16 protein-coding genes are annotated in these 24012 nt (G+C 75.4%); 8 read left to right on the top strand and 8 right to left on the bottom strand.

Annotated features, from left to right (window positions below; genetic code table 11):
- Window positions 1-84: 84 nt before the first annotated feature.
- Window positions 85-249 carry a hypothetical protein gene (locus E1O70_RS19795; protein ID WP_157464315.1) on the bottom strand — a complete coding sequence of 55 codons (165 nt, stop codon included), beginning with the start codon at window positions 247-249 and terminating at the stop codon, window positions 85-87.
- Between the two features lie 127 nt (window positions 250-376).
- Here E1O70_RS19795 and E1O70_RS02195 point away from each other — a divergent pair, with 127 nt between their 5' ends.
- The 3 genes from E1O70_RS02195 to E1O70_RS02185 all read left to right on the top strand — a co-directional run bounded on the left by E1O70_RS02195 (window position 377) and on the right by E1O70_RS02185 (window position 3478).
- Window positions 377-1624 (top strand): saccharopine dehydrogenase family protein, encoded by a 1248-nt coding sequence (locus E1O70_RS02195; protein WP_061268810.1) that lies wholly within the window; start codon window positions 377-379, stop codon window positions 1622-1624.
- Between the two features lie 148 nt (window positions 1625-1772).
- Window positions 1773-2717 (top strand): SHOCT domain-containing protein, encoded by a 945-nt coding sequence (locus E1O70_RS02190; protein ID WP_061268811.1) that lies wholly within the window; start codon window positions 1773-1775, stop codon window positions 2715-2717.
- A 125-nt stretch (window positions 2718-2842) separates the two neighbouring features.
- Window positions 2843-3478: a glycosyltransferase gene (locus tag E1O70_RS02185; RefSeq protein WP_128957711.1), complete on the top strand. Its 636-nt coding sequence runs from the start codon at window positions 2843-2845 to the stop codon at window positions 3476-3478.
- Between the two features lie 324 nt (window positions 3479-3802).
- On the opposite strand, the gene E1O70_RS02175 is transcribed toward E1O70_RS02185, so the two are convergent.
- The 3 genes from E1O70_RS02175 to E1O70_RS02165 all read right to left on the bottom strand — a co-directional run bounded on the left by E1O70_RS02175 (window position 3803) and on the right by E1O70_RS02165 (window position 11644).
- The gene (locus E1O70_RS02175) at window positions 3803-6280 is read right to left on the bottom strand and encodes an OmpL47-type beta-barrel domain-containing protein (RefSeq protein ID WP_061268813.1); all 2478 of its coding nucleotides are present in this window, start codon (window positions 6278-6280) and stop codon (window positions 3803-3805) included.
- Between the two features lie 108 nt (window positions 6281-6388).
- On the bottom strand, window positions 6389-10390 hold the full coding sequence (locus tag E1O70_RS02170) for a ThuA domain-containing protein (protein ID WP_061268814.1): 4002 nt from the start codon (window positions 10388-10390) through the stop codon (window positions 6389-6391).
- Window positions 10391-10495: 105 nt separating this feature from the next.
- Window positions 10496-11644, bottom strand: a complete 1149-nt coding sequence (locus tag E1O70_RS02165) for a multicopper oxidase domain-containing protein (protein WP_082774719.1) — start codon at window positions 11642-11644, stop codon at window positions 10496-10498.
- A 536-nt stretch (window positions 11645-12180) separates the two neighbouring features.
- Between E1O70_RS02165 and E1O70_RS02160 the strand changes: the two genes are divergently transcribed.
- Window positions 12181-14502, top strand: coding sequence for a glycoside hydrolase family 65 protein (locus tag E1O70_RS02160; RefSeq protein ID WP_061268815.1), 2322 nt, complete (start codon window positions 12181-12183; stop codon window positions 14500-14502).
- Between the two features lie 44 nt (window positions 14503-14546).
- On the opposite strand, the gene E1O70_RS02155 is transcribed toward E1O70_RS02160, so the two are convergent.
- On the bottom strand, window positions 14547-15593 hold the full coding sequence (locus E1O70_RS02155) for a GlxA family transcriptional regulator (RefSeq protein ID WP_076404360.1): 1047 nt from the start codon (window positions 15591-15593) through the stop codon (window positions 14547-14549).
- A 149-nt stretch (window positions 15594-15742) separates the two neighbouring features.
- Between E1O70_RS02155 and E1O70_RS02150 the strand changes: the two genes are divergently transcribed.
- Entirely contained in the window at window positions 15743-16351 is a 609-nt protein-coding gene (locus tag E1O70_RS02150) for a hypothetical protein (protein WP_205688594.1), read from the top strand.
- 15 nt (window positions 16352-16366) lie between these two features.
- On the opposite strand, the gene E1O70_RS02145 is transcribed toward E1O70_RS02150, so the two are convergent.
- Window positions 16367-17245 (bottom strand): alpha/beta fold hydrolase, encoded by an 879-nt coding sequence (locus E1O70_RS02145; protein ID WP_061268817.1) that lies wholly within the window; start codon window positions 17243-17245, stop codon window positions 16367-16369.
- A gap of 117 nt (window positions 17246-17362) precedes the next feature.
- Between E1O70_RS02145 and E1O70_RS02140 the strand changes: the two genes are divergently transcribed.
- The 3 genes from E1O70_RS02140 (at window position 17363) to E1O70_RS02130 (ending at window position 21575) form a co-directional block, all read left to right on the top strand.
- Window positions 17363-18571 carry a hypothetical protein gene (locus E1O70_RS02140; protein ID WP_128957710.1) on the top strand — a complete coding sequence of 403 codons (1209 nt, stop codon included), beginning with the start codon at window positions 17363-17365 and terminating at the stop codon, window positions 18569-18571.
- Between the two features lie 121 nt (window positions 18572-18692).
- The gene (locus E1O70_RS02135; RefSeq protein WP_061268819.1) at window positions 18693-19373 is read left to right on the top strand and encodes a histidine phosphatase family protein; all 681 of its coding nucleotides are present in this window, start codon (window positions 18693-18695) and stop codon (window positions 19371-19373) included.
- A gap of 312 nt (window positions 19374-19685) precedes the next feature.
- Window positions 19686-21575 (top strand): glycerophosphodiester phosphodiesterase family protein, encoded by a 1890-nt coding sequence (locus tag E1O70_RS02130; RefSeq protein WP_061268820.1) that lies wholly within the window; start codon window positions 19686-19688, stop codon window positions 21573-21575.
- A gap of 99 nt (window positions 21576-21674) precedes the next feature.
- On the opposite strand, the gene E1O70_RS02125 is transcribed toward E1O70_RS02130, so the two are convergent.
- Both E1O70_RS02125 and E1O70_RS02120 read right to left on the bottom strand, forming a co-directional pair.
- Complete coding sequence (locus tag E1O70_RS02125) at window positions 21675-23042, bottom strand: hypothetical protein (RefSeq protein ID WP_061268821.1); 1368 nt, start codon at window positions 23040-23042, stop codon at window positions 21675-21677.
- Between the two features lie 46 nt (window positions 23043-23088).
- Window positions 23089-23922 carry a VOC family protein gene (locus E1O70_RS02120; RefSeq protein WP_061268822.1) on the bottom strand — a complete coding sequence of 278 codons (834 nt, stop codon included), beginning with the start codon at window positions 23920-23922 and terminating at the stop codon, window positions 23089-23091.
- Window positions 23923-24012 lie beyond the last annotated feature (90 nt).

Here is a 24012-nt window from a genome sequence, read left to right as displayed (position 1 = left end):
CGCGAGCCGCCCCGCGCCGCCGTCCACCCAGCACGCGGCAAGCCCCACCGAGCGCACGCCGTGAGGGGATGCGGGCCGGTACGGTCAGCGACCGTCGAGCAGTCCCATCGCGACGCCGACCACCAGCACCGCCACGATGACGACGACGCACCACAGCACCCCGACGAGCCCAGGCCGGGGCCCGTCGCGCCGTCCGCCGTCGTCGGTCGACCCGTCCTCGCGCCGCGGGTCGTCGGGCTGTCGGTCCATACCGCCAGGACACCACGCGGGCCGCGGGCGAGCGCGGGGAGGGAGCGGCCGGCACCCCGCTGACGCGCGAGCCCCGGCACCGCTCCGTAGTCTCGCGGGACCCCTGGTTCCGGCGAAAGGCGACCCCATGACCGACGCCCCGACCCCTCCCCCGGCGACGGGCCGCATCGTGCTCCTCGGCGCGACGGGCTACACGGGCACGCTCGTCGCGCACGAGCTCGTGGCCCGCGGCGCGCGGCCCGTGCTCGCGGGTCGGTCCCCGGACCGGCTGGACGCGCTCGCCGCCGAGCTCGCCACGGAGACACCAGCCGCGACGGCACGGACCGCGACGGCACCGTCCGCGGCCCGTCACCGCGCCGAGCCCGCGGGCTCGCCCGAGGCCGGGAGCCCGCCGTCGGGCACCGCTGCGCGCACGCCGCTCGAGACCGCGGTCGCGGACGTCGACGACGCGCGGACCGTGCGTGCGCTGGTCGGGCCGGGCGACGTGCTGGTCTCGACGGTCGGCCCGTTCGGGCGGCACGGCGGCCCGGCGGTCGAGGCCGCGATCGACGCGGGCGCGGTGTACCTCGACTCGACGGGTGAGCCGGCGTTCATCCGGCGAGTGTTCGACGAGCTCGGCCCGCGCGCCCGGCGCACGGGTGCGGCACTGCTCACGGCGTTCGGCCACGACTGGGTGCCCGGCAACCTCGCGGGGGCGCTCGCGCTCCAGGACGAGGGCGCCGACGCGGTGCGCCTGGAGATCGGCTACTTCCCCACCGGCGGCGGCGTGAGCGGCGGCACGCGCGTGAGCGCGCTGGAGACCGCGCTCGAGCCGTCGTACGCGTGGCGCGACGGCGGTCTCCGGACCGAGCGCGTCGCGGCGCGCGTCGTCACGTTCGACGTCCGCCGCGGTCGGCGCGTGCGCGGTGTCACCGCGGGTGGCACCGAGCCGTTCACGCTGCCCGGCCTCGCGCCGCGGCTGCGCGACGTCGAGGTGGCGCTGGGCGTGTCCGGTCCCGCGGTGCGGCTCGCGCCCGTGGCGACGGCGGTCGCGACGGCGGCGCTGCGCGTCCCCGGGCTGGGCGACGGCCTGCGGCGGCTCGCCCGCTCGCGCAGCGGGTCGAGCGGCGGGCCGGACGAGGCGGCCCGCGCGGCGTCGCGCACGCACGTGCTCGCAGTCGCACGCGACGCCGAGGGCAAGGTGCTGCGTCGGGCCCGGCTCGACGGCCCCGACGCGTACGACCTCACGGCCCACTACCTCGCGTGGGGCGCGACGCGAGCAGCGGCCGGCGAGACGAACGGGACAGGAGCGCTAGGCCCGGTCCAGGCGTTCGGCCTCCAGCCACTGCTGGCCGCAACCCGCGCCGCCGGCACGACGGTGACCACAAACCGCTGACCACCACGCCCTCACCGCCCCTCGACCACGGGGTTGCCGACCAGAAACAGCCGCAAGAGGTCGCCATCCCCGTGTTCGCCCCACGGCGTGGCTAGGACGGGGCGGGCGGGTGGTTCCGTCGAGGCAGGGCGATCGTAGGATCGGGGTGATGTCTGACCACACGACCGGGGCGCCGTCCGCCCCGCACGACGAATCGCCCCTGCCGCCGTCCGCCGCGCTCGCGCGCAAAGCCGCCGACCCGAAGGCCATCCTGCGGCTGGTGGGCAACGACGAGTCCGTCGACGACCTGCCGCGCACGCCCGAGGGGCTCATGGAGCCGCCGTCGGGCGTCGGGACGAAGATCCGCAACGGGGTGCTGCTCGCGCTGCTGTCGGGCGGGTTCGTCTGGCTCGTGACGGTCAACGCGTGGGACCACGACGGCTTCTTCCCGTGGTTCTGGAACGTCGTGTGGACGATCTTCCCGTGGGTCTTCCTCGGCCCGATGTGGGCGGGCTACGCGCGGTCGTTGCGCCGGTCGCGCGACGACGCCCCGCTCTACGCGCAGTACCACCGCGACCGTCTGGCCGCGACGCGCGAGGCCGGGGTCGTGACGGCGTCGGTCACGGACCGGACGGAGTCGGGCGGCGTCGCGCACTGCGCCGTGCGCGTGCGGCACGGGGCGCTGACGACGACGGTCACGCGCCTCGCCCCGGTCACGAACCTGCTCCCGTCGGAGGTCCCGCAGCCCGGCGACCCCGTGGTCGTCTGGCGCCTGCCCGGGGAGCGGGTCGTGGTGCAGGCCCGCCGCGACCGCACGCGCGCGCTGCACGACGCCGCCCGGGCCGCGAGCGCGACCGTCGCCGACGCACCGGTCGCCGACGACCCGACGACCGACGCGGACGCCCCCGCGTGGGGCTCGCCCACGCGCTCGTCGTCCTCGACCACCACGACGTACACGACGACCCGGATGACCCGCGGCGCGGGCACCCCCGAGGTGACCGTGCAGCACGGCGTCACCGCGGCGCTCGCCGAGCTCGCGAGCCTGCACGCCGCCGGCTCCCTCACCGACGACGAGTTCACCGCCGCCAAGCGGATGCTCCTCGGCGGCTCCTGAACCGACGAGCCGCCGAGCCGCCGAGCCCCCGAGCCGCCGAGTACGAGGTTGCTGGCGGGATCGCCGCGAGAACGACAGCAACGTCGTGCTCGGCGCCTACCCGAGCACCCGGCAGACTGTCCTCCGTGAGCAGCAGCCGCCGACCCCGGCAGCCGTACCGGCCGACGATGGTGTGGACCGCCGTGCGGGGCGGCGTGCGCGGTCGCGAGCGCCTGACGCCCGTCGTCGACTACCTCGCGGTGCTGCTGATCCTGCTCGCGCTGTGCGGTGGCGCGGTGGCGTTCGCGGTGTGGCTCCTGCGGAACGACGAGGGGTTCGCGGCCGCCCTGATCGGCATCGTCGCCCTCGCCTTCGGCGGCGGGCTGCTGGCGTACGTGCGCGGGCCGTCGAAGCACGCGGTCGTGCTGCGGCCGCAGGGGGTCGAGCTGCCGGTGGGGGGCGCTGAGGTGGTCCGGGTCGTCGTGCGGTGGGACGACGTCGCGCGCGTCCACGTCGTCCCGGGCGAGGGGCGCCCGTCGCTCCGGGTCGAGCTGCACGACGGCGCGCGGTCACGCCACGCGGAGGGCGAGGACCTGCTGCAGGGCCGGCCCGCGCACGGACCGGACCCCGACCCCGTCGTCGTGACGGACCCCGAGGCGGTCGCGCGCGTCCTGCGGCACCTGCTCGACCACCCGGAGGATCGCGCGCGCCTCGCCCAGCGCGGCGGGCTCGGGATCGTCCTGGCCTTCGTCCGCCCGGTGTACGGCGAGCCGCCGGCCTGACTCGGCCGCGCGGCGTCGGGCAGCCTGGCCGTCCCGCCCACAACCTGACGGCGCGGCACGCCCCTCCCGGGCGCCCCTCCCCGCGGGGCAGGCCGAGCACGACCCTGCGCGCGGTCGAGCACGACCTTGTCGTCGGCATCCCTCCCATGGCGACAGCAACGTCGTGCTCGGCGCACCGGGGGTGTCCGGCGGGCCGGGGGTGTCCGGCGGACCGGGGGTGGCCGTCGGGCCCAGGGGGCCCGGGGACGACGACGGCCCGGGCCCGCTCCTGGAGGGAGCGGGTCCGGGCCTTCGCCGGTCGGACTGCTGGTGGGACGGGTGCTGTCAGCGGCGACCGATGTCGGACAGCTGGGCCGCCGTGATGACGAGGTCCCGCTCGGCGTCGTCGAGGACGCCGTCGAGGACGAGGTCCTCGGTCACGAGGCTCACGTGGTCGACGAACTCGCGGTGCGTCGCGTACTCGTCGTTCTCGGCGACGTGGTCGTTGACCGTGCAGCCGGTGCCGTCGTCGTAGTTCTGCACCGTGCTGTCGTGACCGTCGATGATCACCGTCGGACGGATGTCCGAGCCGACGCAGCGGTCGCGCACGAGCTTGAGGACCGTGAAGGTCACCTCGCCGCTCGTGACGTTCCCGACGCCGTCGACCGCGCGGTAGCGGACCACGTGCTGGCCGTCGGCCGCGAACGCGACCGGGGCCGCGTAGCGCTGCCACGCGCCGTCGTTGGCCTGGAACTCGATGCGGTCCACGCCCGACTCCTCGTCGACCGCCGTGAGCGTGACGCGCGCGCTCGCGACGAAGTCGCCGTCGCGCGTGCGGCTGCCGCTGATGCCCGCCGTGACGACGGGGCCGTCGGTGTCGCCGCCGGGCTCCTCGCCGCCCGCGATGACGAACGTGACCGTCTTCGGGGCGGACACGTTGCCCGCGACGTCCGTCGCGCGGTAGGTCACCGTGTGCGACCCGGGGGTCCGCACGGAGATCTGCTTGGCGTACGGGGTCCACTCGCCGCCGTCGAGCTGGTACTCGACCGACGCGACGCCGGAGTCGGCGTCCTTCGCGAGGAGGCGCACGAACACGTTGTCGAGGTACTCGCCGGCCTCGTTTTTGTCGCCCCCCATGACGCGGTGGTCGACGGTCGGGGCGACGGTGTCGCCGCCCTGGCCCGCGACGACGTCGAACGTGACGGTCGCCGGCTCGCTGACGTTCCCCGCGACGTCGGTCGCGCGGTAGGCGAGCGTGTGGCGGCCGGGCTCGTCGACGACGACGGCCCCGGTGTACTCGGTCCAGCCCGCACCGTCGAGGTCGTACTCGACGGTCGCGACGCCCGAGCCGTCGTCCGTGGCGGTGAGCAGCACGGACGCGGAGCCGACGTAGGCGCCGTCCTCGTCCTGCTGGCCGCTGAGCTCGGTCGCGACGACGGGCGCCGTGGTGTCCTCCTCGGCCTCCGCGACGACGACGAACTCGGTGACGGTCTCCTCGGAGACGTTGCCCGCGACGTCGGTGGCCCGGTAGACGAGCGTGTGCTCGCCGGGCTCGTCGACGACGACCGGCTCGGTGTACGGCTGCCAGCCGGCGCCGTCGAGGTCGTACTCGACGCTCTCCACGCCGGACGCGTCGTCCGTCGCGGTGAGCGTCGCCGTGGCGGACCCGACGAACGCGCCGTTGCCGTCCTGCGTGCCGGTGACCTCGGCGGTGACGGTCGGGGCGGTCGTGTCGTCCTCGCCGCCGCCGGCGACGACGGTGAACGTCACGGAGCCGACCTCGGACACGTTGCCCGCGACGTCGGTCGCCCGGAACGACACGGTGTGCTCGCCGACCTCGGTGAACGGCACCGTGGTCGTGTACGGGAGCCACGCGCCGCCGTCGACCTGGTACTCGACGGACGCGACGCCCGAGCCCTCGTCCGTGGCGTGGAGCATGAACGCGGCGGTGCCGACGTAGGCGCCGTCCTCGTCCTGCTGCCCCATGACCATGGGCTCGACGATCGGGGCGGTCGTGTCCTCCTCGACGTCGCCCTCGACGACGGTGAAGGTCGCGGACTGCGCCTCGGACGTGTTGCCCGCGGCGTCGGTCGCGCGGAACTGGAGCGTGTGCGTGCCGACGGCGTCGACGACGAACGGCTCCGTGTAGGCCTGCCAGCCCGCGCCGTCGAGGTCGTACTCGACCCCGGCCACGCCGGAGTCGTCGTCGGTCGCGTCGAGCGTCACGGTCGCGCCGCCCACGTAGGCGCCGTCGCCGTCCTGCTCGCCCGTGACGAGCGCGGTCACGGACGGGGCCGTGGTGTCCTCGCCGCCGGTGCCGCCGTCGGTCACGACGAGCTCGCCCCACATCTCGCCGTGCCCGGGGATCGCGCAGAAGTAGCGGTACTTGCCCGGGGTGAAGGTGACCTGGGCCTCGTGCCGCCCGCCGTTCGCGTCGAACGGGCTCGCGAGGATGTTGAGGTTCACGTCGTGGTTGTAGCCGGGCGACGACGTGTCGAACGTGAGCGTGTGGCTCATGCCGAACGTGCTGCCGGTCGCCATGCTGTTCTCGAACACGATCGTGGCGGGACCCGCCTCGGCCGTGGCGGGGAAGGCCTTGTAGTCGGTCACGCTGTTGTCCGCGGTCCACGTGAGGACCTGCTCGGCCGCGACGGTGGCGTCGGCGACGGAGAAGACGGACGACGGCGCTGCCGTCCCTGCGGGGGACGCGGACGCCGGCGCGACGGTGAGGACCGTCGTCGCGGTGAGCCCGGCGACCGTGGCGGCGAGGAACCGCCGCGCGCCGCGGCGGCGGACGCCGCCGGGACTGGTACGTCGTTCCATGAGGGTGCACTCCTCGGGGGGTGTCTCGGGAAGGTTCTGGGGGTGGTTCTGGGGGCTCTGCCGGGTACGGGCGGGGACGGCCTGGCCGGCCGCCCCCGCCCGGCGGTGCTACAGGTCCGCGACCCGGATGTCGCGGAACTCGATGAGGTCCGCGTTCCCGTGGTTCTGGAGCCCGATGAACCCGCTGTCGAACTGGCGCAGGTCGGTCGGCGGGTCACCGGCACGGGACGACTGCTGTCCCGGGGTGTTCTCCCACTCGTTGATGACGACGCCGTTGCGGATGATCGTGTACTGCTGGCCGACCACCCGGATCTCGTACTCGTTCCACTCGCCCTTCGGCTTCTCGCCGCCGGTGTTCAGGCCGAGCGGGTCGAAGTTGTAGACCGAGCCGGTCTTCTGCGGCTCGCCCGTCGGACCGTCGTAGATCTGGATCTCGTGACCGCACGAGATCGCGACCCACGCGGGCGACTGGTTGGCCGCGCACGGCACGTCGCCCGGGTCGTTCGGGTTCGGGAACCGGGTGAACACGCCCGTGTTGGCGTAGTGGTCGCCCTCGGAGACGTCGCGGTACAGGAGCTTCACGGAGAAGTCCCCGAGCTCCTCGCCCGCGTACCAGAGCATCCCGAGGCCGCCGCTCGACTTCAGCGAACCGCCCGGCTCGAGCGTGAACTTGCCGCTCGGTGCCTGGAACCAGTCGTACAGCGACTCCTGCGTGCCGTCGAAGATCGTGCGGTACCCGCCCGGGTCCACGCCGATCTGGGACCGCGCCGCGGCGTCGACGAGGCGAGCACGCTCGCGCTCGTCGATGCGGCTGTCGTCGTACAGGCTCTTCGCGACCGACTCGACGTGCGCCAGGAACCGGGCGTGGGTGCGCCACTCCTTCTCGTCCTGGAACAGGTCGTTCATCGTGCAGGCGCCCAGGTCGAGGTTCTCGACCGTGGAGTCGACGTCGCCGAAGAACACGGTCTCGCGCTCGTCGGGCAGGGTGCACGACGGCGAGCCGTCGGTCGTGACGGTGGCCGTCGAGCCGTCCGCGTACGTGACGGTGAGCTTGGCCTCGTAGTTCCCGATGCGGGGGTACTTGTGCTTCGGGTTGGCCTGGCGCGAGGTCTTGCCGTCGCCGAACTCCCACAGGTAGGAGACGCCGCCGGACCGCGCACCCGTGAACTGCACCGTGAGCGGGTCGCCCTGGATGCTCGTCGCGGACGCGGCCGGGGCCGGGGTCGGGGCCCCGCCCTGGTACGTGATCCGCATGAGCTTCTGGTTCGGGTCGAGGCTGAAGAAGCCGCCCGCGTAGTCGACCAGGTACAGCGCGCCGTCCGGACCGAACTTCGCGTCCATCCAGCTCTGGAGCAGCCCGTCACCGCGGCCGCCCGGGATGATCTGGCGGAGGTCCTCCATGAACACGGGGGCGTCCAGGTTCTCCGGGTCGACCGTCACCGCGACGCGGTTGTTCGAGTTCGACTGGTCGCCGATGAACCACTTGCCCTCCCAGTACGACGGCCACGCGACGTCGGACTCGGGGTCGACCTGCGACTGGCGGTACGTCGGACCGGACATGACGGCCTGGCCGCCGCCCCGCAGCCACGGGATGGTGTAGGTCGCCTCGTCGTCCTCGTACGTCGGGATGCCGTTGCCGCGGTCCGGGAAGACCGGCCCGCCGCCCGAGGGCGAGTACCAGATCATGTTGTTCCGTACCGGCGGGAGGTCCACGAGGCCCGTGTTGCGGGGCGACGTGTTCTTCGGGTTGTCGCAGTCGTACCAGCCGGTGAGGACGCTCGCGTCCTCGTTGCTCCGGTCGCGGTACGGCTGCTTGTTGCCCATGCAGTACGGCCAGCCCTGGTTGCCCGCGGACGTGATGATCGTCGCCGTCTCGTACTTCGCCGGGCCGAGCTCGGGGCTCGGGCTGCCGGCGTCCGGGCCCACCCAGGCCGCCGTCAGCCAGTCGGTGTCGGGGTCGATCTGGAGGCGCGAGATGTTGCGCACGCCCATGACGTAGATCTCCGGGCGCGTCTTGTCCGCGGGGTACTCGCCCACCGGGAACAGGTTGTCGTCCGGGATCGTGTACGTGCCGTCGTCCTCGGGGTGGATCCGCAGGATCTTGCCGTTGAGGTCGTTCGTGTTGCCCGACGTGCGGCGCGCGTCCTGGAAGCTGATGCCCGCGAACTCCTGCGTCCAGTTGTTGCCGGAGTACCCGTTCGACCCGCCGGACGAGTTGTTGTCGCCCGAGCCGATGTAGAGGTTGCCCTCGCTGTCGAACGCCATGCCGCCGCCCGCGTGGCAGCAGCTGTGGATCTGCGTCTCCCACTCGAGCAGGTCGACGCGCGTGCTCTGGTCGATCGTCGGCGTCTCGGGGTCGTAGGTGAACCGCGAGACGGTCCGGTAGCCGACGCGACGCTCGCGGTCGATGTTCTCGTGCGGCATCCAGTACACGTAGAGCCAGTGGTTGGTCGCGAAGTCGGGGTCGGGCACGATGCCGAGCAGCCCCTCCTCGTTCTTCACGAGCTCGTCGCCGCTGCCGCGGTTGCCCATGACGTCGAGCGTCGTGAGCAGCTTCGCCTCACCCGTCTCCGGGTCCCACTGGTGGATCGTGCCGCAGCCGAGGCCCACGTTCGGGTCGCTCCACGGGACGATCGGGCCGGTCGGGCAGGCGCCGCGGCCGATGTAGAAGACCGTGCCGTCGGGCGCGATCGTCAGACCGTGCTGCTCGCCGTTCTGGTCGAGCGTGCCGGCCGTGTTCACCTGGGACAGGCGCTCGGCCTTGTAGTTCGACGCGATGGTCGCCTGGCAGTCGCCGCGCACCACGCCCGTCGTCCACTGGAGCGCACCGAGCAGGTGCTCGCGGAACGTCGCGTCCGCCCAGCTCTCGGGCGTGCCGCCCATGCCGGTGAAGAACGACCGGCCGCCGTCGTAGTCGCGGCACCACGAGACGGGCTGGAACGGGTTGGTCGTCGGGCCGGCGTCGGGGCCGGGCTCGAGCGTCGCGACCGTGTGCACGTCACCGGTCGGGTCGTCGGCCCATTCGAGCCACCGGTCCTCGCGGTCCCACGTGAGCGGGAGGTCCGCCGTCGCGGGGTGCTGGCGGTCGACCAGGTCGACCGTGCGCTCCTCGAGCGGGATCTCCGGGTCGGGCTGCTCGACGGAGTCGGGGCCGTAGATCGAGAGCTCCGCGAGCTGGACCTCGGCGTCGCCGGAGTTCGCGGTGACGTCCAGCCGGTACCAGCCGTACGCGGTCTCGTTCGCGACGTCGAACGTGCGCGGCTGGAAGCGCTGCGGGAAGTCCTCGTCGGCGCGCGTGTCGAGGTCGACCCACGTCTGCCCGTCGGTCGAGCCCTGGAGCTTCCAGTTCTTCGGGTCGCGGCCCGCGGAGTCGTTCGCCGACGTGATGCCGTACTTCACCACCGCGACGGGCTGCTCCATGCGCAGCGTGAGCTGGCCCGTGCGGGCGAACGTCAGCCACTTGGTGTTGGGGTCGCCGTCGACGGCCTTGGCCGGCGTCTCGGCGGCCGGGCTGCGGCCGGTGCCGGTCGCCTCGGCGACCTTCTCCGCCGTCATGGTCGCGCCCTTGATCCGGGCGCCGACGAGGCCCTCGAACCACTTCGAGGCCTCCTGCGAGCGCGCGGCGTCGCGCACGCCGAGGAAGCCGCCGCCGCCGTTGATGTACGCCTGGAGCGCGGCCTCCTGCTCGCCGCTCAGCTCGATGCCCTCCGCGGAGAGCATGACGACGCCGCGGTACTCGCCGAGCGTCGCCGCGCTGATCATCTCCGGGTCGGACGTCGCCTCGACCTCGAAGCCGTTGGCGGCCCCGATCTCGGTGAGCGCCGCCGTCGCGTCGACGACGGGGTCGGTCTGCTCGTCGGGCGCGCCGTGGAACACGAGCACGCGCACGGGCGCGGCTGCGGCGGCCGGCGCGGCGGCGACGGACCCCGCCGCGAGGGACCCGCCCGCGCTGACCGCGGTGGTCGGTGCGGTGGCGCCGGTCTGGGCCGCCGCCGGGAGGACGGCGGCGCTCGCGACGAGCGCGACGCCCGTCAGGCCGACGGTCAGGGCCCGTAGTGCCCCCGGTCGGGAGCGCCCCCTCGTGGGGGGTGTCGATCGTCTGGAAAGCACTCTCCAACTCCTTCGTCATCGGTGCGACGCTCCCGGACGGGCCGGGAGCGGGTCCTGCCGGGTGCGGGACGGGCCGGCGGCCCGCCCCACCTCACCAGCGGACGGTCAGTGGCCGGCGTGGCCCGTGAGGTCGACGACGGCCGGCCCGGAGCCACCGCCGGCCGGACCGCCGGGGGCGGTGGCCGGGGCGCTCGTCGTCGCGGCGGCGCCGGACGGCGCGGCCCCGGACGGGGCCGACATGGTGTGGCTGCCGTGACCCTGGAAGCGGTCGATCGACTCCTGGGCGCCCGGCGGCATCGAGCCGTCGGCGTTGCGCACGAGGAAGATGCCCGCCATGCCGCCGTCGGAGTGGAACTGGACGTGGCAGTGGTACATCCACGCACCGGGTCCGACACCGAGCCCGGCGACGACCTGGAACCCGAACGCGTCGCCCGGGTTGAGGTCCCGGTTGTCGACGACCTGGCTCGGGTCGTACTGGTCCGCGAGCAGGCCGGTGCGGTTGTTCGCCCAGCGGTGCGCGTGGAGGTGGAAGGTGTGGAGCTGGTTGCCGTGGCCGATGCAGATGAACTCGACGCGCTCGCCGAGCTTCGCCTCGAACATCGGCGTGTCCGGCGCGACCTTGTTGTTGATGGTCATGTCGTTGAAGACCATCGTGAACTGCTTCTGCGGCAGCACGTCGCCGACCCGGCGCACGACGAGCGCGCCGTAGAGGCCCGCGGCGAGGCCCTGCGTCCCGTGCTCGCCCCACGCGTGGTCGTGGTAGTGCCAGTACCCCGCGCTGCCGGGCATCCAGATGCCGCGGTCGCGCGCCATCTTGACCGTCGACCACGTGTACGTCCGCGTCTCGCCCGGCTCGTTGAACGAGTTGTTGAACGTGCTGCCGTCGCTGTTGACGTCGTAGTTCACGCCGTGCGGGTGGATCGACAGGCGCTTGTCCGTCGTGTTGACGAGCGTGATCTCGAGGGTCTCGCCCTCCCACATCTCGAGGATGGGCCCGGGGACGGTCGCCTTGCCGCGCTCGAGCCCGTAGCCGACGAGGGTGTCGGAGATGCGCTCGGCGTACATGGTGATCTTGCGGACGCCGGTGGCTGCGGTGACGGTCGTCGCGGCGGCGGCGGGGGGCGCCGCGGCGACGCTGCCGCCGGCTCCGAGCAGGAGCGCGGCGGCGGGGCTGGCAGCGACGACGCCGGCCCCGGCGAGCAGGGCCCGCCTCGAGAGCGGCCTCGGCGCCGTCTCGGTCGTCGGGTCGGGCATGGGGGGACTCCTTCCGGGCGTACGGGGTCGTCCGGGCGGTCCGTGGCGCGCCGGACCGGCGGGACGGCGGTCGCCGCCCCGCGTGCCGGCGCGCTCGGGCGCGCGGAGGCTCCCCGAGGTGGTGCGGGGGGACTCTGAGCAGCAGGACTGGGTGGTGCGGGGGTGTCCCGCGGTCGCAGAGGGTCGAGAGGTTGCTCGGTCGTGCGGGGCTCGACCCGGGCCGGTGGGAGACCGGCCGTGGGGCGAGGTCCAGGGCCGTCGTGGCCCCGCCGGGGTACGCGTCGGTGCGTACCGTCCGGCTGTCGGTCCGGACGACGGGCTCCCCTGCGCCGACGTCCGGCCCCCTGGTCGGTTCCAGGGGCAACGAGGTTCATGACACCGCAGTCAGTGCATGGATGTCAACAGGTAGGCGAAAGTTGTGTCGACAACAAGCAAAAGTCCACGGCCGATCGACACTTGTCTCCGGAGCGGCCCTGGATGGGGCTCGAGCACGCCCCGGACGGGTGTGCGACACGGCGTCGTGGTGGAGTGACCGCGTGACTCGCGACCTCCCCGCGTGGTCCGTCCGGGAGTCGGCCCTCGACGTCGACGACCCGGCCACGGCCGCGTCCCTCCTGTCCCTCGCCAACGGGTACGTCGGCGTCCGCGGCACGCTCGACGAGGCGGACCCCGACGACGACCCCTCGACCCTCGTCGCCTCCGTGCACGAAGAGTTCGAGCAGACCTACGCGGAACGCGCGTACGCCTACCCCGAGGTCGAGGAGCGCCTCGTGCCGGTCGTCGACGCGTGGCGGCTCGGCTGGTCCGTGGACGGGGAGCCGGTCGACGTCCGGACCGCCGACCCCGCGGGTCCCGACGGGACGGTCGAGGCGCACGAGCGCGTGCTCGACCTGCGCCGGGGCGTGCTGCGGCGCGAGCTGCGCTGGACCGCGCCGTCGGGCGGGACCGTCACGCTGCACAACGAGCGGCTCGTGCCGCTCTCGCGCCGCGAGGTCGTCGCGTCGCGCTGGCGCGTGCTCGCGCACGACGACGTCACCGTCACCCTGCGCCCGGTCCCCGGCTGCGCGCACGGCGGGCAGGACCCGGGCCGCGAGGCGCCCGGGCTGGTCACCGTCTCGTGCCGGCACGACGCCGAGGGGTCGTCGGTGCGCCAGCGCACCGTGCGCTCGGAGCGCGGCGTCGCGGCCGAGACCGCGCACCTCGTCGACGCCGCGGACGGCGTCCGCCCGCGCTGGCACCACCGCGGCGGCGCCGCGGTCCTCACCGTCGACCTGCGCGCCGACGAGTGGCTGGAGGTCGTCGTCCTCGCCGCGTACGCGGGCGGCGCGGATGCCGACGCGCTCCCCGCGCACGCGCACACCGTGCTCGCCGCGGCCGTCGACGCGGGCTGGGACGCGCTCGAGCGTGAGCAGGCCGACGCCCTCGCCGCGGTCTGGGACCGGGGCGACGTCGAGCTCGACGGTGACGACGAGATGCAGCAGGCCCTGCGGCACAGCCTGTTCCAGGTGGTCCAGGCGTCGGCGCGGGTCGAGGCCGTGGGCGTGCGGGCCAAGGGCCTCACGGGCACCGGCTACGCGGGCCACGCCTTCTGGGACTCGGACACGTTCGTGCTCCCCGTGCTGGACCACGTGCTGCCCGACGCCGCGGCCGCGCACCTGCGCTGGCGGCACGCCACCCTCCCCCACGCGTGCGAGCGGGCCGCCGAGCTGGGCCTGCCCGGCGCGGCGTTCCCGTGGCGCACGATCAGCGGTCGGGAGTCGTCGGGCTACTGGCCCGCGAGCACCGCCGCGTTCCACGTCTCGTCGGCCGTCGCGCTCGCCGCCGTGCGGCACGTCGCCGCCACGCACGACGACGAGCTCGCCCGGGACGTCGTCGTCGACCTCGTGGTGCAGACCGCGCGGCTGTGGGCCGGGCGCGGCCACCACACGGCCGACGGCTTCCGCATCGACGGCGTGACCGGGCCCGACGAGTACACCGCCGTCGTGGACAACAACACGTACACGAACCTCATGGCGCGCAAGAACCTGCGCGCGGCCGACGAGCTGTGCGAGCGGTTCCCGGAGCAGGCGGCGCGGCTGGACGTGACCCCGGACGAGCGCGCGGGGTGGCGGCGTGCGGCGGACCGGATGGTCGTCCCGTACGACGCGGAGCTCGGCGTCACGGAGCAGTCGCAGGACTTCACGCGGCACGCCCCCTGGGACTTCGAGTCGCGGGGCACCGCGCGGTTCCCGCTCGACGACCACGTGCACTACGTCGAGCTGTACCGGCGGCAGGTCGTCAAGCAGGCCGACCTCGTGCTCGCCCTGCACGCCGCGCCCGAGGAGTTCACGCCCGAGCAGCGCCGCCGCGACTTCGACTACTACGAGCCGCTGACCGTCCGCGACTCGTCGCTCTCGGCGCCCGTGCAGGCGGTCGTCGCCGCGGAGATCGGCTACGTCGACCTCGCGTACGACTACGCGCGCGAGTGCGCGCTCCTCGACCTGTGCGACCTGCGCGGCTCGACCGACGGCGGGCTGCACGTCGCGTCGCTCGCGGGCGCCTGGACCGCCGTCGTCACGGGCATCGTGGGGCTGCGGCACGACGACGACGGGCTCCGCCTCGCCCCCCGGCTCCCGTCCCGGCTCACGCGGCTCGCGCTCGCCGTCCACCACGGCGACGCCCGGGCGCGCGTCGAGGTCCGGCCCGACGGCGTCACGTACCGCCTCGAGTCCGGCGAGCGGCTGCGGGTCGTGCACGGCGACGAGCCGTTCGAGCTCACGCCCGAGCACGCGGTCTTCGAGCGGCCCCTGCTCGCCGGGATCCAGGACCCGCCGCCCGCGCAGCCGCCCGGCCGCGCGCCGCTCTTCGCCACCTCGTAGGTGGACGTACCCGCGACGGGCCCGGTGGGCCGTGCGCGGGTTCCCTACGTCGGCAGCCGCTCCTGCTCGCCGCGCGCGCCGCGGAGCCCGGCGGCTCCCGGACCGGTCCCGCCAGGCGGGGCGAGGCGCCCGGCACGCCGGTGCGCGGCCCGGTACTGCGAGGGCGCGAGGCCGTACTCCGCGGCGAACGCCTGCCGCAGCGCCTCCGCGGACCTCAGCCCGCACTCGCGGGCGACGGTGGTGACCGGGCGGTCGGTCGACGCGAGCAGGTGGGCCGCCGCCTCGGTCCGGGCTCGCCGGACGTACCGCGCCGGCGTGCGGCCGAGGTGCCGGACGAACAGGCGCGTGAGCTGGCGCTGGCTCACGCCCGCGTGGGCGGCGAGGGCGGGGAGCGAGAGGTCTCCGTCGAGCCGCGCGGCGACGAGGTCGACCACGGCCCGGACGCATGCGTCCCGTACCTGAGGGGCCGCCGTGAAGACGCTCATCTGGGCCTGGTTCCCCGGACGCTGGAGGTACGTCACGAGCGCGCGGGCCACCCTGCGGGCGAGCTCCGGACCGTTGTCCTCCTCGACCAGCGCGAGCGTGAGGTCGAGCGCGCTCGTCACGCCCGCCGACGTGTAGACGTTGTCGTCGCGCACGTAGATGGGCGCCGGGTCGACGCGGACGGCGGGGTACTCCTGCGCGAGCCGGTCGGCGTAGCGCCAGTGCGTGGTGGCACGACGCCCGTCGAGGAGACCCGTCGCCGCGAGGACGGTCGCGCCCGTGCAGACCGACGCGACCCTGCGACTCAGGGCGGCCACCCGGCGCACGTGCGCGACGACGAGCGGGTCGGCACCGGCCTCCTCGTGGCCGAGCCCTCCGGTCACGACGACCGTGTCGACCGGCTCGACCCACCGCTGGAGGGAGCCGTGGCTCGCGAGCGTGAGGCCCGAGTCGCACGCGACGGGTCGCCCGCCCGGGGTCAGCAGCACCACCCGGTAGAGCGGCGCGGCGCCCACACGGTTCGCGAGGACGAGCGTCGAGGTCACGCACGCGATGTCCAGGAGCTCCGCGCCGGCGTAGCCGACGACCGCCACCAACCGCTCCGCCATGAGCCGTCACCCCCGGGTTCCCGACGTCCGGTCCACGGATCCGGACACCGTCCACGATACCCCCGGGGAGTACCGCAGCCCAGGGTGAGGCTGGTCCTCCCAGGAGAGCGCGGTCACCCGACCGCACCGCCACGAGAGTCGAGGACGTCATGAGCACTCCACGCACCGCCCGGCAGACCACCGGACCGCGCTCCGGAACCGCGCGGGGGACGAGCACCGGGACGAGCACCGCCCGGGCCGTCGTGGCCCGCTGGCCCGCCGCGCTCGGCCTCGGCGTCGCCGTCCTGCTGCTCGCGATCGGCGTGGCCGACCGCACCACCCTGGCGATCGGCGTGAGCGCGGCCGCGCTCTGCTACGTGGCCGCAGCAGCGCTCGGACGCCCCTGGGTCGCCTGGGTGAGCATCCTCGGCGCCTCGCTCGTCGTGGTCGCGAGCGAGGTGGCGGGCATCCCCTGGTGGGCCGGCATCGGGCTCACCGCGCTCGTGCTGCTCGGGATCGGTGTCGCGCGCGGCGCGGCACGACCGACGCTCCCCCAGGCGGCCGCACTTCTCGGCTACGGGTCCCTCGCTGTGGTGGCGCTCGCCGTCGACCCGGGCGTCGGTCTCGTCGTGGCAGGGCTGACCCTGGCCGGCCACGCCGCCTGGGACGTCGTCCACCACCGGCGCGGCGAGGTCGTCCCCCGGCCGATGGCGGAGGCGTGCCTGTACTTCGACGTCGTCCTCGGCCTGGGCTGCCTCGCCCTCGCCGCCTTCCACTGAGACCGGGGCGCGCCGTCAGCCCGCGAGCGCCTCGCGCAGGGTCGCCGCGAACGCGGCCGGGTCGTTCGCGGGCGACCACTCGTTGACCATGAAGCCGCCGTGGTCGCCCGGGAACGTCACCGGCTCGACGCCCAGGAGTGCGGCGAGGGCCGCGCCGCCCCGCCACGCGAGCGTGCCCTCCCCCGCGGCGCTCACGGCCGGGACGATGCGGGTCGTCGCCGCGCGCAGGGCGTCGCCGTCGGGCGCCCACGACGGCATGGTGGCCAGGTTGAGGCCGAGGAGCAGGTCGTCGCGCGACCCGTCGTCCTCCGTCGGGAAGCCGAACATCGCCGGGTCGGGCGCCGGGCGGTCGAGGTAGTCCGCGGGCAGCGGCCCCACGTGGCTGACGAGCGCGACGAACTTCGCCATCGCAGGCCCGAAGCCCTCGCGGCGGTACGTCTCCACGATGTCCGCCTGCACCGCCGTCGCGGTCTCGGCGTCCTCCAGCAGCGGCGTGATGGGCGGCTCGTGCGCGACGAACGTCCGCACGTCCTCCGGGTGCCGCTCGATCCACGAGAGCCCGACGACGCCGCCCCCGCTCGACCCGAACACGTCCACCGGCCCCAGCCCGAGGGCGGCCACGACCTCGTGCAGGTCGTCCGCGTGCCGCTCGACCGACACCTCGCCGTCGGCGGCGAGCGTGCTGCGCTCCGTGCCGCGCGGGTCGTACGTGACGACCACCCGGTCGTCGATCAGGTCCACGAGCTGCCCGAACCCCGACGCCGCCATGGGCGAGCCCATGACGACGAGCGGCGGCAGGTCGCCCGGCGCCGCGGGGGTCCGGACGTCGTAGGCCAGGACGGCTCCCGGCACGTCCAGGGTGCGGCTCGTGGTGCGGGTCGTGGTCTCGCTCATGACGTCCTCCGTGTCGTCGTCCCGCCGCGCGTCGCGGCAGGTCCCGTGCGTAGAGACGGCGACCGCCGCCGGAACTGAGCGGTCCGCGCGGCCGCGCGTTGCCACTACCCTCGCAGGATGCCGTCATCGAGGACCGTGCCCGCCGTCGTCGCCGCGGGGACGCTCACCGCGGTGCTCTGGGTCGTCACCGGGCGGGTCGCGGACTGGCTCGCCGGGGCGACGCACGCCCTGCCCGCCGGGCTCGTCCGGACGCTCCTGCCCCACCCGACCGGCGTCGTCACGGGCGGTCAGCAGGTGTCGGGCAGCACCGTGCTCACGGCCGCCCTCGCGGGCGGGGTCGTCGCCCTCGGCACGCACCTCGTGCTGCGGCGCCTGCCCGCGGGCGAGGGCCGCTGGGCCGCGTTCCTCGCCGTCTGGGGCGCGGCCGTGCTCGCGTCCGCGCTCGCCGCGACGGCGGCCTGGTTCGCGGGCGTCACGCTCGCCTGGCGCGCGGACACGATCAGCCGGTTCGTCGCGACCGCGCTCGGCGGCTGGTGGGGGTTCGTCAACGGCCCGCTCGTGGCGGTGACGGTCGCCGTCGCGCGCGCCCTCACCGACCGCCACGACGACCCCGCCGGCACGCGGCACACCCGGACGCCGCCGCGCGTGCGCGCGTGGCCCGCCGCGCTCGCCGCGGGCACGGCGACGGGCGTGCTGTGGGCGGCCGCGGGCGTCGGGCGCACGACGCTCCCGGGGGCGGCGGACCCGCAGTCGCCGTGGGGCGTGGCGCGCGACGTCGTGCTGCTGCCCTCCGCCCGGATCGCCGTCGACCGCGCGGCGCTCCTCGCCGACCCCGTGCACCTGCTGCTGCCCGTCGGCGTCGGTCTCGCGGTCGGGCTGCTCACGGCGCTCGCCGCGCGACGCCTGCCGCCGGTCGAGGGCCGCGCGGCGCTGCTGCTCGGGGTGTGGCTCGCGTGCGCCGGGGGTGCGGCCCTCGCGGCGGCGGTGCCCGTCGTCTCCTCCACGCTCGCCGCGGGCGGCGTGCTGCCCGACGCCGGCCGCACCCTCCCCGTGCTCGAGGCGGGCCTCTCGTGGGGGATGGTGTGCGGGGTGCTCGTGGCGCCGCTCGCGGTGGTCGCGCACCGGCACGCGGGCGCGCGACCGCACGCCGGGTCGGCCGTCGCCGACGAGCCGTGGCCCGCGCCCGTCGCTCCCGAGCAGCCCGAGGAGCGCGTGCCCGTGCAGGCGGAGGCACCCGACGCCGAGCAGGCGGGTCCGCGCGGCGCCGACGACGCTCCCGGGCCCGACGACGCCCGGCACCGCGACGAGGTCACCGCGCGCTCCTGAGGGACGGCGTTCCGGCACCCGCCACCCCGGCGTCACCCGGCGGTCGTCGTGCCGACACCCCCGTCCCCTAGCGTCGGCCGTGACCAGCAGACCGGGACGAACCGGAGAGGGCACAGCGACGATGACCCTGACGATCACGCTCGTACGCCACGGGCAGACCTACCTCAACGCACGACGCCACCTGCAGGGTGCGTGCGACTCCCCCCTCACCCGCACCGGACGCGCGGGCGTGCGCGTCACGGCGCAGCACCTCGCGCGGCACGACTTCGCGGCCGCCTACTCCTCGCCGCAGGGCCGCGCGGTCCTCACGGCGATGGAGATCCTGCGGCACCATTCCGACCTCCCGCTCACGGTCGACCCCGACCTGCGCGAGCTGTCGTTCGGCTCCTACGAGCGACGGCCGGAGTCGCAGCTCGACGCCGTCGAGCCGTGGGCCGAGCTCGTGCCCCGCATGCTCGCGGGCACCCACCCGGGCGTCGGCGGCGGCGAGCCGGGCCGGGACTTCATGGCTCGCGTGCGCGCGGTGTTCACGCGCGTCGTCGCCGCGCACGACGACGCGTCCCGCCCGGGCGCGACGCGCGACCGGCACGTGCTCGTCGTCGGGCACGGCCTCACGCTCGGCGCGTGGCTCGCGACGCTCGCCCCCACCGGCCTCGTCGCGCTGCCCAACGCGTCCGTCTCGACCGTCGAGGTGACCGACGGCGTCCCCCGCCTCCTCGCGGTCGGGGTCGACGTCGCCGGCCACGGCCACGTCGCCGCCCGCCCCGCCCCCGCTCGCCCGAGCACCCCGCTCCCCGCCTGACCGCCACCCGCCCGACCCCCCCCCGGCAGAGACCTCCGCCGAACACGGGGTTGGGGTCGCTCTCCCGGCGAAACACGTCGCCAACCCCGTGCTCGACGGGGATCAACCCCGTGGTCGACGGGCGGCAGGGGCCGAAGTCGCCTGCTCCTGACGGGCGCGACCGGGCCGCCCGGGTGAGGCTCGAGGGGATGCCGAGGGGGCGGCGGCGTCCCGACACCTGACCGTCCCCGGGGCGTCGCCCGGCGTCCACCGGAGCGCAACGCCGCGTTCCTAGGGTCGCCGGGGCAACCGACCCGACGCTCGGAGGACCCGATGACGACCACCCGACGCCGCGCCGTGCGCGGCACCGCCGCCGCACTGGCGGGGACCCTGCTCGCGACGACCCTCGTCGCCGCCACGGCCACGACCGCGACCGTGCCGTTCGCGGCCCCGGCCGCCGCCGCACCCGGCGACGTGCTGCTCGCCGAGTCGTTCGACGGCGACGCCCTCCCCGAGGGCTGGACGCCCGTGCTCGGCGACTGGCAGGTGCGCGACGGCCGGCTCGTCGGCGACGCACCCGACGGGTCGTCGCCCGCGCGGATCGTGTTCGGCCGCGCCGCGGAGAACTACCGGCTCGACGCGACGCTCCGGTTCGAGAGCGTGGACAACGCGTCGCGCTGGGCGGGCGCGATCCTCGACGTCGCGCCCGACGGCACGACCCCGTGGTGGCAGGCGGTCCTGCGCACCACGACGACGGCGCCCAACGGCGTCGAGATCGCCCAGCGCACCGCCGCGGACGCCTGGAACGTCCCGTACACCGGCTCGGCGCCGACCGACGCCGCGACCGGGCGCGACGTGCACCTGTCCGTCGAGGTGCAGGGCGCGGCCGTCACGTACGCGCTCGACGGGCGGACCGTGCTGGAGGGGCGGATCGACCGGTCCCGCGACGGCGCGCTCGGCTTCGTCACCGCCGGGGCGACCGTGAGCGTCGACGACGTGACCGTCACGGAGATCGAGCCCGCGTCGTACGTCGGCGGCGACGGCGAGCTGCCGGTCACCGTCGCGCACCGCGGCTACTCGTCGGTGGCTCCCGAGAACACGCTCGCCGCCGTCGCGGCCGGGATGCGCACGGGGGCGGAGTACGTCGAGGTCGACGTGCACACCACGGCCGACGGCGTCCCCGTCGTGCTGCACGACCAGACGGTCGACCGCACGACCGACGGCACGGGCGACGTCGCCGTCCTGGCGGGCGAGCAGGTCACCGCGCTCGACGCCGGGTCCTGGTTCTCGCCCGCGTTCGCCGGGCAGCGGCTGCCGTCGTTCGCGCAGCTGCTCGACCTGCTGGAGACCGGCTCGTCGACCCTGCTCCTGGAGATCAAGGGGCCCGAGACGTCCGCGGAGGTCGAGCGCGTCGTCGACATGGTCGTCGAGGCCGGGCTCGAGGACCGCGTGGTGCTCCAGTCGTTCGACGTCGACGCGCTGCGCGCCGCGCGCGAGCACGCCCCGCAGATCCCGCGCGGGCTGCTCCGCGGCGCGCTCGACGCCGATCCCGTCGCCGTGGCGCAGGACCTCGGGGCGGTCATGTACAACCCGTCGGCGAGCGCGCTGCTCGCGCGTCCGGGCGTCGTCGCCGACCTCAACGCGGCGGGCGTCGCCGTCATGCCGTACACGGTGAACTCCGCCGCCGACTGGGCGCGGCTCACCGAGATCGGGGTCGACGGCATCATCACCGACCGCGCGGGAGCGTTCGTCGGGTGGAAGCAGGCGCGCGAGCAGGAGGCGCCCGCGCCCGGCGCGCCGACGGTCACGATCGTCAGTCCTGCGGAGGGCACCGAGGTCGAGCGGGGCGGCACGCTCGTCGTCGCGGCGAGCACGACGGACGCGGACGAGGTGGTCGTGACGCTCGACGGCGAGCCCGTGGACAACGGGGCGGTCGTCCCGGCCGCGGACCTCGCGCTCGGCGAGCACACGGTGACCGCGACCGCCCGGGGCGCGGGCGGCGAGGCGACCGCGGAGACGACCGTCGTCGTGACCGTCACGCCGGAGGGCCTGCGCTCGCGCCTCGCGGCGCTCGACCTCCCGCCCGGCCAGCTGACGAAGGCGCTCGACGCGGTCGAGGCCGGGCGGTGGGCGTCGGTGCGGAAGGTCGTGGAGAAGTTCGTGCGCGACACGGCCACGCGCGAGCGCCTGCTTGAGCAGGTCGACCACCTCGACGGCCGCTGACCGGGCAGCCTGACGGGGCGCCTGACATCGACCGGGCCGCTGCGCGCAGCGGCCCGGTACGTCGCCCGTCCCCGGTCGGAGCCGACCGGGGACGGGCGCTCACGCGTCGGCGAGGAAGCGTCGCCGCTCCCCGCGGGCGGACCCGGCCCGCACCCAGCCGGTGAGGACGAGGGCGCCGCCCGCGACCCACGGGACGACGTCCCACCCGGGCGGTCCGTCCGACCCGACGACGGCGCCGTCCGTCGCGAGGATCGCCGCCCCGAGGCCGAGCAGCGCGAGGCCCAGCACCAGCAGGACGACGTCCCACGCCGCGCTCCCCGCGCCCCGCCGGGGCGCGCGGGCGACGAGGGCCGCCTTCTCGGTCGCGGTGAGCGGCGCCGTCGGGCCGAGGGGCTGGACGCGCTCGGCGCCGTGCCGGAACCGCGCCGGGTCCTCGACGGCCTCGACGAGCGCGGCGGGCAGCCCGAGGAGGTAGGCGAGCTCGGCGACGGGGTCGCCGGGCCAGGTCGACGCGGCGAGCAGCGCGCGCAGCCGGCCCGGGTCGCGCGGCGCGCCGAACGCCTCGACCAGGGCCTCGTACGCGCCCTCGGGGCCGGACGTCGAGAGGTCCGTCCAGGTGTCGTTCCAGCTCCCGAAGACCCACGGGCGCCCCGGCGTGCTGAGCGTCCAGGCGACGCCGCCGCCGGTCCGTTCCAGGCTGACGACGACCTCCCCGGCCCGCAGGCCGCGCTCGATCGTGGACCGGGCGCGGAACTCGCCCGAGAGGGCCGACCGGAACGCCTCCTGCTCCGCCTCGTCCGCCGCGCCGAACCTCGGCACCTCGGGGCGTGCGGCGCTCCAGACGACGGTGCGCTCGTCGGTCGCGCGCACCCACGCCGTGCCCGCCCGGCGCACGGCGGCGCGGACGAACGCGGCGTCGGCGCGGACGAGCTGCACGACGGCGTCGGGCGCCGCCGAGTCCGTCGCGGGCAGGTCCGCGACCGCCGCGAACGCCTCGAGGAGGTCGTCGGGGTGCTCGAGCGCGCGCAGCCGGTCCGCGGCGGTCGTCGCGTCCCGCAGCCCGACGAGCGCGCCGACGGCCGCGAGCACGGCGCCCGGGTCGCCGTCGAGGCGCATCGTGTGGTCGGTGGTCGGGCCGGGCTGCGCGGGGGCCCAGGTGACGACGACCGGCGGCGCGACGGCGTCCGTGCGGGCGGCGAGGATCGCGCTCACGCCCTCGGGCAGCAGGTCCGAGCCCGCGTCGAGCTGCACGACCCACGGCGCCGGCACGAGCGCGTCGACCCGCGCGAGGGACTCGGCGACCGACGCGGGGACGTCCGCCTCGTCGGCGCACGTGCCGTCCTCGGTGTCGACCTCGGCGAAGGTCCAGCCGCGCTCGTCCGTCGGGCCGACGCGCCCGTACTCGAGGTCCGCGGCGCGGAGACGGTCGACGACCTGGGCGTGCGGGCTGCGCGTCACGACGTTCACGGCGTCATGATGCCGCACCCGCCGCGACCCGGCGGTCAGCGTCCGGTCAGAAGCCCTCGGGCGGCGTGAACTGCGAGAGCGTGAGCACCGCGCCCTGCGGGTCGCGGACCTCCGCCTCGCGCGTCCACCCCGTGTCGGCCGAGGACAGCACCACCGCACCGGCGCGCTCGGCCGCCGAAGCCGCGGCGTCCCGGTCCGCGACGGCGAACGTCACGGTGTGGCGTGCGGGTCCGGGCTCCTCCAAGACGCCCGCCACGACGTCCCGGAAGCCGGGCGGCGCGCCCGCCTGGTTCGCGTCGATCTCCGGGTTGACGGTCCGCGCGAGGTGATCGCCGTAGCCCTCGACGCGCGCCATCCCGGCTCCGAGGTCCGGGCTCACCTCCCAGCCGAGCAGCGGGCCGTAGAAGTGCAGGGCCCGCGCGACGTCGGGCGTGCGCAGCACGCTGAAGTTCCACGTGCCCGGCTCGTTGGCGCGCTGCGCACCGAGCCGCGTGCCCGGCTGCCACAGCCGGAACGTCGCGCCCTGGGGGTCGCGCACGGTCGCCATGCGCCCCGGCGGGCCGACCGTCGTCGGGCCGTCGAGGACCTCGCCCCCGAGGTCCGGGACGCCGCGCGCGGACGCGTCCACGTCGTCGACCGCGACGTACGTGATCCAGCCGGGCTCGCCGCGGACCGTCGCGACGGCCGCGACGTCCTGCCCGCCGAGCGAGGCGACGACGTACCGCTCCCCCGCGCCGGGCGGGAGCCGGTCCTCGAACTCCCACCCGAAGAGGGCGCCGTAGAACGCGAGGGCGGCGTCGACGTCGGGCTGCTCGGTGTCCACCCAGCAGGGCACGCCGTGCGGGTAGGTGCGGACGGGTCGGGACGGCGAGGTGTCCATGTCTCACCGTCCCACCGGGCGCCCACATCGTCACCCCGGCCCGGCGCCGGGTGTTCGCCCGCGCGACACCTTCCCGACCTTCCGGGCGTG

The organism is Cellulosimicrobium funkei, assembly GCF_004519295.1.
Taxonomy (GTDB): domain Bacteria; phylum Actinomycetota; class Actinomycetes; order Actinomycetales; family Cellulomonadaceae; genus Cellulosimicrobium; species Cellulosimicrobium funkei.
This window is presented reverse-complemented; position numbering and strand designations above follow the sequence as displayed.